The sequence below is a fragment of the Thalassolituus oleivorans MIL-1 genome (assembly GCF_000355675.1).
Lineage (GTDB): Bacteria > Pseudomonadota > Gammaproteobacteria > Pseudomonadales > Oceanobacteraceae > Thalassolituus > Thalassolituus oleivorans.
In genome coordinates this window covers 1,808,012-1,820,565 of record NC_020888.1, presented here as the reverse complement: position 1 = coordinate 1,820,565, position 12,554 = coordinate 1,808,012, and the positions used below count along the sequence as shown (strand labels likewise).

General features: G+C 49.8%; 8 protein-coding genes. 6 read left to right on the top strand and 2 right to left on the bottom strand.

The features are described from left to right. The first annotated feature begins 125 nt into the window (after positions 1 to 125). From TOL_RS08125 to TOL_RS08100, 6 genes are all read left to right on the top strand, one after another. Positions 126 to 1,064: a chromate resistance protein ChrB domain-containing protein gene (locus tag TOL_RS08125; protein ID WP_011711678.1), complete on the top strand. Its 939-nt coding sequence runs from the start codon at positions 126 to 128 to the stop codon at positions 1,062 to 1,064. Then, positions 1,057 to 2,424, top strand: coding sequence for a chromate efflux transporter (chrA, locus tag TOL_RS08120; RefSeq protein WP_007645338.1), 1,368 nt, complete (start codon positions 1,057 to 1,059; stop codon positions 2,422 to 2,424). The genes TOL_RS08125 and chrA overlap by 8 nt, the downstream gene beginning before the upstream one ends. Positions 2,425 to 2,477: 53 nt before the next feature. Beyond that, on the top strand, positions 2,478 to 3,227 hold the full coding sequence (locus tag TOL_RS08115; protein ID WP_007645336.1) for a superoxide dismutase: 750 nt from the start codon (positions 2,478 to 2,480) through the stop codon (positions 3,225 to 3,227). 200 nt (positions 3,228 to 3,427) lie between these two features. After that, entirely contained in the window at positions 3,428 to 6,415 is a 2,988-nt protein-coding gene (locus tag TOL_RS08110; protein WP_011711676.1) for a Tn3 family transposase, read from the top strand. Between the two features lie 130 nt (positions 6,416 to 6,545). Further along, entirely contained in the window at positions 6,546 to 7,268 is a 723-nt protein-coding gene (locus tag TOL_RS08105; RefSeq protein ID WP_015486839.1) for an efflux RND transporter periplasmic adaptor subunit, read from the top strand. Positions 7,269 to 7,321: 53 nt separating this feature from the next. Next, on the top strand, positions 7,322 to 10,456 hold the full coding sequence (locus TOL_RS08100; RefSeq protein ID WP_015486838.1) for an efflux RND transporter permease subunit: 3,135 nt from the start codon (positions 7,322 to 7,324) through the stop codon (positions 10,454 to 10,456). A 48-nt stretch (positions 10,457 to 10,504) separates the two neighbouring features. Here the strand turns inward: TOL_RS08100 and TOL_RS08095 are convergent, their stop codons facing one another. Further along, on the bottom strand, positions 10,505 to 11,284 hold the full coding sequence (locus tag TOL_RS08095; RefSeq protein ID WP_081601101.1) for a F0F1 ATP synthase subunit gamma: 780 nt from the start codon (positions 11,282 to 11,284) through the stop codon (positions 10,505 to 10,507). Between the two features lie 274 nt (positions 11,285 to 11,558). Next, positions 11,559 to 12,497, bottom strand: coding sequence for a CDF family Co(II)/Ni(II) efflux transporter DmeF (dmeF, locus tag TOL_RS08090; protein WP_015486836.1), 939 nt, complete (start codon positions 12,495 to 12,497; stop codon positions 11,559 to 11,561). Positions 12,498 to 12,554: the final 57 nt, after the last annotated feature.

Genomic DNA, 12,554 nt, shown 5'->3' with positions numbered 1-12,554 from the left:
CGGGCCAAACCCAAATACCAAAGCTGGTAATGTTACCGCCACGATCATGGATCATTCTGGCCGCTGTACACCATCGATAAAATATTGTAGACTTTCCTACCTTTGTGTAACTAAATCTACAATATATGAAATGGGTATTACTGATCTTATCCCTGCCCACCCAAAACGCGACAGTGCGTATGCGGGTATGGCGAACCCTCAAGTCCTCCGGTGCAGCAGTATTGCGTGACGGCGTTTATCTGCTTCCCCATCGACCAGAACATCAGCAATTGTTCGATGGCTTGCTGCAAGAAGTAGAGGCAAGTGAAGGCTCAGCCTATGTGCTCCTGGTCGATACCGAAGATGCTGGCCAATTCAGCGGCCTGTTTGATCGTCAGGATGATTACGCCCATCTTTTACACGAGCTGCCCCCAATAAAAGAATTGGCCAGTAGTTCCCTGCAAGAAGCAACCAGACAGCTGCGTAAACTGCGCAAAAACTTCACCGCTATCGCCGCAACGGATTTTTTCCCCGGTGAAGCGCAGGCACAAACCCAGCAGGCGCTGCAACAGCTTGAACTTCAGCTCAATCGCCAGTTATCGCCCAACGAACCCCATGAGCACACCGGTGAAATCCCACGGTTGGATATCAGCCTCTATCGCGGGCGGTTATGGGCAACCCGTCAACGTCCCTGGGTGGATCGCCTTGCCTGTGCCTGGCTAATCCGCCGTTTTATCGATCCGGAGGCTCGCTTTGTGTGGTTGCAAGCACCGAAGGATTGTCCCGCCGATGCGCTGGGCTTTGATTTTGACGGAGCCAGTTTCACTCACCTGAATGGCAAGGTCACTTTTGAGGTTCTGCTTGACAGTTTTAGGCTCGATCACCCTGGCTTAACGCGCTTGGGGGCCTTGGTGCATTTTCTGGACGTAGGGGGTATCCAGCCCAGTGAAGCCAGTGGGCTGGAGCAAATCCTGTGGGGATTGCGCAACAGTATTCATGACGACGATCAACTCATCGCCACGGCTAATGGTGTCTTCGATGCCTTACTGGCTGCTTTTACAAATAAGGAAACACACCATGAGTAACACCACCGAATTAATAGCTCACCAGCCGGTTGAAGCGCCTGCGCCGGTCAGTTTTTGGGAAGCCTTCCGTTTCTGGTTAAAGCTCGGGTTTGTCAGCTTTGGTGGCCCGGCAGGCCAAATAGCCATCATGCACCAGGAGCTGGTGGAGCGCCGGCGCTGGATCAGCGAAAAACGGTTTTTGCATGCGCTCAATTACTGCATGGTGTTGCCTGGTCCGGAGGCGCAACAACTTGCCACTTACATTGGCTGGTTAATGCATCGTACCTGGGGCGGTATAGTGGCGGGTGTGCTGTTTTTGTTGCCATCACTCTTCATTTTGATTGGACTCTCGTGGGTATATATCGCTTACGGCGACGTAAGTTGGGTAGCCGGTTTGTTCTACGGTATCAAACCGGCGGTGACTGCCATCGTCGTGCATGCCGCCCATCGCATTGGTTCACGCGCGTTGAAAAATAATGTGATGTGGGCGATTGCTGCCGCCGCGTTTGTGGCCATTTTTGCACTCAATATCCCATTCCCTTACATCGTGATTGCAGCGGCACTGATTGGTTATTTGGGTGGGCGGTTTCTACCTGACTACTTCAACAGCGGCGGTGGCCATGGCAAGGCTGATAAATCCTTCGGCACCGCGTTATTCGATGATCACACACCCACGCCCGCGCACGCCATGTTCCGCTGGTCGCGTTTCAGCATGATCTTGATCTCCGGTGCATTACTCTGGGCTGTTCCGCTGTTTGCACTTTGGAGTTATTTCGGTTGGGATCACACACTGACACAAATGGCCTGGTTCTTTACCAAAGCGGCACTACTCACTTTCGGTGGTGCCTATGCGGTATTGCCCTATGTTTATCAGGGTGCGGTCGGCCACTATGGTTGGCTCACGCCCACGCAAATGATCGATGGCCTCGCGCTCGGTGAAACCACACCAGGGCCGCTGATTATGGTGGTGGCCTTTGTCGGTTTTATTGGGGGATATGTACAAGCCGTATTTGGCACCGACATGGTATTTCTCGCGGGCGCAGTAGCCGCCACCATTGTCACCTGGTTTACCTTCTTGCCCTCGTTTATTTTTATTTTTGCGGGTGCCCCCTTTATTGAAACGACGCACAATGATTTGAAATTCACTGCGCCACTCACGGCCATCACGGCGGCGGTGGTAGGTGTGATCTTGAATCTCGCCCTGTTTTTCTGTTACCACATTTTGTGGCCAGAAGGCTTTGATGGGCGGTTTGAATGGATATCAGCGGTAATTGCTGTTGCAGCGGGTATCGCATTATTTCGTTACAAAATGAATGTGATGAAGGTGATTGGCATGTCGGCGCTTGTTGGGCTTGCGGTGTCGTTAATGGGGATTAATTAAGTCATCTTTCGATCTGCTCGAACTCATTGCTTACACTTAACGGAGGAAAACCAATGAATGATTTTAACCAAAACAAACGTGATTTCCTGGCTACCAGTGCGACCGCTGCCGCAGGGTTGCTTATTGCATCGGCATCAAATGTTAGCGCAGCTGAATCGTCGTCTCAGGCAGCACCTAAAGGAGCAAATTGGATGATCACCGAAATAAAACCAAAACCTTTATCCTTCAATGCCGCAAAATTAAAAGGCCTTTCTGCCAATTTGATCGAGTCGCATTGGACTAACAATTACAGCGGTTCGGTAAAAACATTGAATGCGGTGAATGATCAGTTGAGTCAGGCACTCGCAAACCCCGACACGCCAGCGTTTCTCTACAATGATCTCAAGCGGGAGCATTTGATTCGCACAGGCTCGGTCATTTTGCACGAATTATATTTTGATAACCTGGGCGGTAATGGCAAAGCCGATGGTGAATTACGCTCAGCTTTCGCCAAACAATTTGGTACTTTTGATCGCTGGGAAACCGAATTCCGCAAAATCGCTCAAGGCTTGGGCGGTGGTTCCGGGTGGGTTGTTCTGGGGTATAACACGCATTTCAATAAGCTGGAAAATTATTGGATGGGTGATCACGCACATTTCCCGGTAGGCACAGTTCCGTTGTTGGTCATGGATATGTATGAACATTCTTATCACATGGACTTTGGCGCGGCTGCCGGTAAATATATTGATGCTTTTTTCAATAATATTAATTGGGATGAGGTTGCTCATCGGCTCCAAGCCACTCACACGAAGACAACATCCTAAAAACGCTATTGGTATGCCTTCTCTTAGGGGGCATACCATTCGCTTCGGCGCAACCAATCAAGGACACGGACGTTATTGATCCGGCGCTGAGTGACGTGTGACTAAATTAAGAGAAAACCAAATGGCGACCAGAAACCTGCAACTAGCCCACCTGCGAAAACTGTCCCAACTGAAACTGCCATTAACAAAGTAGCGGATCGATGGCGGCCATTTACCAGACAGCCTATCCGCGGATCAAGTCAGATATCACGCATGTCGAGTTAGGGGATGTCTACACACCGACACCGGAAGAGCAGCAGTTTGCTGTGAAACATTGCAAACGGGCGAGCACTTCCTTTCTGGGATTACTAATCCAGTTAAAGACGACCCAACGATTAGGCAGATTTGTCACATTGGGTGAAATTCCAAACGTCATCATCGCACACATCAAAAGCCAGTGTCGTTCAAGAGCATCATTCAAGGATCTTCAAACCTATTACGTGTCAGGGGCAAAGGATCGTCATGTAAAACTGATTCGACGTTATCTCGATATAAAACCCTACGATGCAGCCAAGACCTCCGGATTAACAAAGAGTTGGGCGCAAGAGGCGGCAACAACTAAAGAAGCCCTGCCGGATATCATCAATGTCACGTTGGAATACTTGGTCAAGGAGCGATACGAGTTGCCAGCGTTCAGCGTGCTTGAGCGAATCTGCCAAACAGCCAGAGCGGAAGTCAACACCCGGTATTACGGTCAACTGTGTGAATTTTTGACGGCTGAAAGTCGCCAGTGCATCACGGATATTCTCCGTTCCAGCACCGGGCCGAATGGTTTTGGCTGGAGCACGCTGAAAAATGAACCGAAACGCCCAACTCCTCGCAATATCCATGCGTACATCCACTACCTGGAATGGCTGACCTCCCTGCAAACACTACTGCCTGCGGATTTGGGGTTGCCACCGGTGAAACACCAGCAGTTTATCGACGAGGCCAAGGCCCTGGATTACGCCGAATTGATGAAGCTAAAGCTGAACAAGCGACTCGCTCTGGTCATCGTTTTAATCCGACACCAATACGCACGAACTCTGGATAATGCCGCCGATATTTTTATCAAACTGCTGTTAAAAATGGATCGCTCGGCGCAGAAACTGTTGGAGAAATACCTTGCAGACCATCAAAAGCAAACTGATCATTTGATTTCTGTGCTGACTGGAACGGTCAAGGTTTATTTGGATAAACCCGAATCGGTGTCAGCTTTTGATCCTGTCCTAGGAAAGAACAGCGATCAGTTGCTGCAAATGTGTGAACACTACATGGCGTTCGCGGGTAACAACTACTTGCCGTTCATGGTTCAACTCTACAAAAAGCAGCGATCAACGTTGTTTCGCACGATTGAAATACTCAATCTGGCTTCGTCCACGGAAGACAAGGATCTGCTGAATGCATTTCAATTTATTTTGAAATACAAACAACGGCGCGCCGAGTTCCTGTCCATTCAAAGTGATCCAAACGATCCATCCTCCAAAAATGTCATCAACATTCGCTGGATTCGCGAAAGCTGGTGGAAACTGGTCACAGGAAAATCGACTAAATCAGCGCAAGTCACCGAGGTCAATAAAACCTGTTTTGAGCTGTGTGTGTTTGAACGGATCGCCGAAGAACTGAGTACCGGTGACTTGTTCATTCCCTACAGTGAAACCTTCGATGATTACCGGGAGCAAATGATCACCTGGGAAGAATACGAGGCGCAGCTGCCTACCTATTGCGAGGAGGTAGGACTTATCGCCGGTGATACTGAATTTGCAAGAACACTGAAGGAGTCCATGGAGGCGAGCTGCCAGAAAGCTGATAGCCAATTTCCAGAGGATGAACTGGTCCGTATAGAAAACGGGAACCTGATTATCGGTAAACCAAAACCGGATCAACCTTCGCCAGAGGTCGAAGAAATTGGAGCGCTCTTGCGCGATCGCTTGGACAAGATCAACCTGCTCGATGTAATCATTAATGTCGAAAAATGGTTGAACTTGAACAAACATTTTGGCCCGTTGTCGGGTTTCGAGTCACGTATCAGCGACCCGGTGTTACGTTTTGTTCTGACGGTGTTTTGTTACGGCACCAATATTGGCCCTACCGAAACCGTGCGATCCGTGCAGGGTGTGTCGCGCAAGCAAGTTGCATGGCTTAACTTAAAGCGCACTACGGAAGCCCGTCTCGATAAAGCGATTGCTAAGATCAACAGCGAGTACAAGAAATACCGGCTCATTGAGTGTTGGGGTTCGGGCAACAGTGTGTCCGCTGATGGCAAGCTCTGGGATCTCTACGAAGATAATTTACTATCGGAATACCATATTCGTTACGGCAGCTATGGCGGCATTGCCTATTACCACGTCTCAGATACCTACATTGCGTTGTTCAGCCGGTTTATCCCCTGTGGTGTCTACGAGGCGATTTATATCCTGGACGGTCTGCTCAACGACGAATCAGATTTTAATCCAGACACCGTTCACGGGGATACGCAGGCGCAATCAACACCGGTATTTGGCCTGGCGTACCTACTGGGCATCAAGCTCATGCCGCGTATCCGAAATATCAAAGATCTCAGCTTCTACAAGCCTGACCGCGCTATGGTGCTTAAGCATATTCAGTCCTTGTTCAAAGAGCCTATCAAGTGGGACCTTATTGAAAAGCACTATGCGGATATGATGCGAACAGCTATGTCCGTTAAAGCAGGAAAAATTACCGCCTCGACAATCCTGCGCCGGTTCGGCACCAAGAACCGGAAAAACAAGCTGTATTTTGCGTTCCGCGAACTCGGGCGAGTGGTCAGAACTATGTTCCTTTTGGAATACATCACCGATGTTGATCTACGCAAAACGATCCAGGCAGCGACCTGTAAGAGTGAGGAGTTCAACGAGTTTGCACGTTGGTTGTTTTTTGCGAATGCCGGAAAAATTCCCGCTAACCTAAAGCATGAGCAAAGCAAAATCGTGAAATACAATCATTTGCTGGCGAACTTCACAATCCTATACAACGTGAACGCGATGACGGAAGTGTTTAACCAGTTGAAGTCGGAGGGCCACAATATCACCCGCGACCTCATGGCCGCATTCTCGCCGTACCATACCGAGCACTTGGGCAGATTGGGAAGCTTTGAGCTGGATTTGACCAAGCAGGTTAAACCAATGTCATTTGAGTTGCTGGTTGATTAAATCTTTATTATTCAGTTAGTTATACTCGAAGTGGCTAATTCCAACACTTTTACCGGCCGGACCTCAAATTCAGCATTCAGGCATTAGCTTAGCAACCGTTACTGCTGGGACTATTCGCGATGTATTGCCTGTGTATGGCGTTATTGCCATCAATGCCGAGCGCGTACAGGCAGTAACAGCGCGCTTTGATGGGATTGTTCGCAGCGTGAATAAGCGTATTGGCGATGCCGTGCACAAGGGCGATACGTTATTGACCGTAGAAGCCAATGAGAGCTTGAGAACCTATGCGATTAATGCCGCCATCAACGGTGTGGTAACCGAGCGCAATATCAATACCGGTGAGCACACAACCGCTGCGCCGTTGCTGGTAGTGCAGGACTTATCAACGGTTTGGGTCGACTTGTCGATCTTCCCTAAAGATGCCGCTCAGGTTGGTTTGGGGCAGCGGGTTCGTATTAACAATCTTGATGGCAGCCAAAGCGCCACAGGTGACATCATTTATATAGCGCCGCTAGGCCAAGGTGCAAACCAAGCGATGACCGTACGCGCCTTGATCGCCAACCCTAACGGCGCATGGAAACCCGGACTCTTTATCAACGCCAATATCACCCTTGCCGAAGTCAAAGCACCTCTAGTCGTGGCCAACTCTGCGGTGCAGATTGTCGAAGACAAGCCGGTCGTTTTTGTTCAAGGAAAGGAAGGTTTTGAGCCTCGCTCCGTGACACTAGGGCGCAGCGATGGCGAGCACAGCGAAGTGCTTGCAGGGCTGGTGAATGGTGACGTTTATGTCAGCAAAAACAGCTTTATTCTGAAATCGGAGCTGGGCAAGGAGGACGCCGAACATGCGCATTAATCCATTGTTGCTCGCCTTCGACCGGTCATCTGAACTTAAAATAGGCGTTCATTATGATCGATAAACTGATTCAATTTTCTATCGCCCGCCGCTGGCTAGTGATCTTTTTAGTAACGGCCGTTGCCGCATTAGGTGTCTGGAATTATCAGCACCTCCCTATCGATGCCGTGCCGGACATCACCAATGTTCAAGTGCAAATTAATACCGAGGCGCCGGGCTATTCACCGTTAGAGGTCGAGCAGCGCGTGACTTACTTGGTCGAGCTGGCGATTACCGGCTTGCCGTATGTCGAGAGTACTCGCTCGCTGTCGCGCTACGCCTTATCTCAAGTGACGGTTGTGTTTGACAAAGGTACGGACATTTATTTTGCTCGCAACCTGATCAACGAGCGGCTGCAACGCGCGAAGAGTGAAATGCCGGTTGGCATTGAACCTGTGATGGGCCCGGTGGCCACAGGGCTGGGGGAGATTTTCCATTATGCCGTTCATGCGCAACCGGGTGCTTTACAAGATAACGGAGAGCCGTTTGACGCGACGGCCTTACGCACCTTGCAGGATTGGGTGATTCGTCCGCAATTGCGTTTAGTGCCTGGCGTGACCGAAGTGAACACCATCGGCGGTTTTGAAAAGCAGTTCCACATTACTCCTGCCCCCGCCAAACTGCTGGCCTATCACCTCAGCTTTGACGATATCGTCGCAGCGCTGCAGAACAATAATGCCAATGTCGGTGCGGGCTATATTGAGAAAAACGGCGAGCAGTATTTGATTCGGGCTCCCGGACAAGTGGCAGACATTCCAGCTATCGAGAAAATTGTCGTTGCGCGCCGCGCTGGCGTACCGATTACCGTTGCTGATGTGGCCGACGTTGGTTTCGGTAAAGAACTGCGTACTGGGGCAGCAACACTCGACGGCGAAGAAACCGTATTAGGTACCGCCGTGATGCTGCTGGGAGGCAATAGCCGAACGGTATCGCAAGCGGTGTCCGCTAAGCTGGTGGAAATAAATAAAACACTGCCACAAGGTGTTATTGCCGAGCCGGTATACAACCGTACCGTATTGGTTGATAAAACGATCGCTACGGTGCAAGCCAATCTGGCCGAAGGTGCGTTACTGGTGGTGGTAGTACTTTTGGTTATGCTGGGCAATGTTCGCGCCGCCTTGCTGACGGCTATGGTGATTCCACTGTCCATGTTGATGCTAATGACCGGCATGGTGCAAACCAAGGTCAGTGCCAATTTAATGAGTTTAGGCGCACTCGACTTCGGCTTAATTGTTGATGGCGCGGTGATTATCGTTGAGAACTGCATAGCACGACTGGCGGCACGACAACACCAACTGGGCCGCACCTTAGCACTGGAGGAACGTTTTCAAACCGTGTTTAGCGCCACGCGCGAAGTATTCACCCCGAGTTTGATCAGTGTGTTGGTGGTTATTTTGGTGAATCTACCTATCTTGGCACTGACCGGCGTGGAGGGAAAAATGTTCACGCCAATGGCTATGGCCGTGATTATGGCCCTGCTATCCGCTCTAGTCTTATCGCTGACCTTTGTACCCGCCGCCGTAGCGCTGTGCCTGAGCGGCCACATTGAAGAAAAAGACAACCTGATTGTGCGCAATTCTAAGCGGTTGTATGCCCCAGTCTTAGCCTGGGTGCTCAAGTTTCGCCTACTGGTGTTAGCGGCGGCGCTCGTCTTTGTGGTGTTGGTTAGTGTTATGGCAACACGCATGGGGACTGAGTTTATTCCGAACTTAGATGAGGGAGATATTGCCATTCAAGCGTTACGCATTCCCGGCACTAGCCTGACCCAATCGCTGGATATGCAATTTCAATTGGAAAAAGCAGTGCTGGAAATACCAGAAGTGAAAACCTACTTTTCTCGGGTAGGAACGGCCGAGGTCGCCAGCGATCCGATGGGACCTAATATTTCCGACGGCTACGTGATGCTCAAAGATCACAGTGAATGGCCGAATCCCGACAAAACCAAAGCGCAGCTATTGGATGAAATCAGCGCCAAGCTCTCATTACTGCCGGGAAATGCTTATGAAATCAGCCAACCGATTCAGCTGCGCTTTAATGAGTTGATCTCGGGCGTGCGCTCTGATTTGGGGATTAAAATCTTTGGCGATGATTTGCAGCAATTGCTTAAATCGGGGGGTGAAATCGCCGCCTTACTGAACGGTATTGAGGGTGCAGAGGGCGTAAAGGTAGAGCAAGTATCCGGCTTGCCGATCCTGTCGATTGAAGCTGATCGTTCTGCCTTGTATCGCTATGGTTTAAATGTGGCCGATGTACAAGATGTCGTTGCTGCCGCCACTGGCGGTGAAGAAGCTGGGCTTATCTTTGAGGGTGATCAACGCTTCTCTATCGTGGTGCGATTGGCCGAGCATGTAAGAAGCGACTTAAGCGCATTAGAGCGCTTACCGATTCCACTGCCCAATGGTGGTTATGTGCCGTTGCAAGAAGTGGCTAGCCTCACCTTAGCCCCCGGCCCTAATCAAATCTCGCGCGAGAACGGTAAACGCCGACTGGTGGTCAGCGCTAACGTTCGCGATCGCGACTTAGGTGGGTTTGTCGCCGAAGTTCAAGACAAAATGGCGCAAAACGTAAAACTACCACCGGGCTATTGGTTGGAATACGGCGGCACCTTTGAGCAGCTGCAATCAGCCTCGCAACGGTTAAGCCTTTTAGTGCCAGTAACTTTGGTGATGATTTTTGCGTTGCTGATGATGACCTTTGGCTCGGCGAAAGATGCTGCCTTAGTTTTTAGTGGTGTGCCTCTGGCATTGACCGGTGGTGTGATCGCCTTATGGCTGCGCGATATCCCCCTATCTATCACGGCTGGCGTAGGCTTTATTACCTTGTGCGGGGTTTCGGTGCTGACAGGAGTCATGATGGTCTCGGCATTCCGCGATGTGCTGAATCGCGGCGAAGCCATTGAACAGGCGATTATCGATGGCGCTATGATGCGCTTACGGCCGATATTAATGGTCGCTTTAGTGGCTGCATTAGGCTTTTTGCCGATGGCACTCAACACTAGCACGGGGGCCGAAGTTCAAATGCCACTGGCGACGGTCGTGATCGGCGGCATTATATCGTCGACATTGTTGACGTTATTGGTGTTGCCCGGTCTTTATCGACTGACGTGGCGAGCCGCAAAAAATAAGGACGATCATAGCGCTGCGGACTGATTGCTAGAATAGATTTTCATCAGTTACAGTCCGAGTTATCGCAGCAGTTTAGTGCTGCTGCGATAACAACTCATAGCCCGCCACGACATCAAACAACTCTTCATCTATCGCGCTTTGGCGCAGCCTATTAAATTCGCGCCCCAGCTTTTCTTGCAGGTCGTCGATATTCTTTTCTGCCCGTTGCATGGCCGCTAAGCGACTGGCGTTTTCACTGGCGAGTGATTCGGCACAGGCACGAAATATCGAAATAAACAAATACTCCCGAATAAGAGCCCTTCTGGTTCGAATATTCACCTGACGCTCGGCTTTGCCAATGGGGCAAAGTATCTCTGGCCGATGACTATTTGGCCATTCGATCTCCGCTAGGCTTTGTAGCCATTGCTGATCAAGTGGTAATAATCGCTGCAGCGTCGGCTCATAAAGTGCGCCTGATGTTGGGCGATTGTGAAAAACATAGATGCCATATGACGTGTTATAAGGACTATTACTGCCCTTTTGATTATTTTCTTGGCGTTCGGTCGCCTGTTGAATTTGCGCGACAAGATGGCCAATTAAAGGCGCTATTCCGATGACGCTGGTCGGCAAATTATAGGCTGCACCCAGCTTTGAATGTGCATCCGCTAGCCGTGTTTGAACTCGTTCGCCTACAGCCCAAATAGTTGGTTTTCCCGGCAATTTGCCGAGCGATTTAACAGCAAACTGAGCGATGTCTTCATTAAATTGTCCGACTAAACCTTGATCGGAACCAAATACGATGGCGCCGATCACTTCAACTTCGCTTTCGTTAATATCGGTTTTACTTAGATCCGTATCTGCATGTTGTGCTATCGAACTAGCACGGAAACTCGAAACTGACCATTGATCAATGCGTAGCTGGGATATTATCCGGCCTCAATTCGAATAAGCTGGTCATCATCCCAGGCCTGCAAACCAAATTTCTAGCCTTTAGTATTCGTCATTTCTCGCCGATCAGCCGCTTAGTGGGAACTATAAAAATACGCGCTGCAATGCGCAAAGGTAGATAAGTGCGCAACATTATATAAACAAAAAATGGCAGCGTTGAGCTGCCATTTTTATTTTGCGGTTTACCCTGCCTGATTAACTAAACTCGGTTAATCTCGACAGTAACATGCACTAATTCGTCATGAATGCTCAGCTTCTCGCGAATAAAATCAGCACTGGTATCGGCCTTCGTTGCAACAGCCAAAATGCAAGAATACTTCCCCTTACCTACTCGCCATACGTGCAAATCCGTAATTTCGATATCGAAGTCGATATCCCCAATGACTTCTCTAACCTCTTCCACCACAGGAGCATCCATTTCAGCATCTAGCAAAACACGTCCAGTTTCTTTCAATAAACCGACGGCCCAGATAGCTACCAAGCCAGCACCGACAATACCCATAATGGGATCCAGCCAATCAGCGCCCCATAACTTGCCGCCAAACAAAGCGATAATCGCCAGTACGGATGTCGCAGCGTCGGTAAGCACATGAATATAAGCCGCACGCAAATTAAGATCTTTATGATGGTCGTGCGAGTGGTCGTGCCCGTGATGATGGTCATGCCCATGATGATGGTGGTGATCATCTTTTAGTAACCAAGCGCAGATAAGGTTTACCAACAAGCCCAAGGCAGCAATTGAAATCGCTTCGTTGTAATGAATGGGCTGTGGCGACAATAAACGCTCCACTGATTGAAATAGCATTAAAGCGGCAATACCGACTAAGAATAAGGCACTAGCAAAGCCACTTAACACCTCTATTTTCCATGTGCCGAATGCAAACCGTTTATCGTTAGCCAAACGGCGTGCAGCAGCATAGGCAAAGACCGAAAGGCCGAGCGCCAACGCATGTGAGCTCATATGCCAACCATCGGCGAGCAGAGCCATGGAGTTATAGATCCAGCCCCCAGATATCTCCGCCACCATCATTACCAGCGTTAAATACACCGCCCAGCGGGTATTTCGCTCTGCCAGAGGATTGCCTTCGTCGAATATATGGGTGTGTTTGAGCGAGTCAATATCGTGTGTGGATGTCATGCAATTACTTCTTAATTCTCTATGATTCATATACTGTACCCCAGTATACTATTTTCA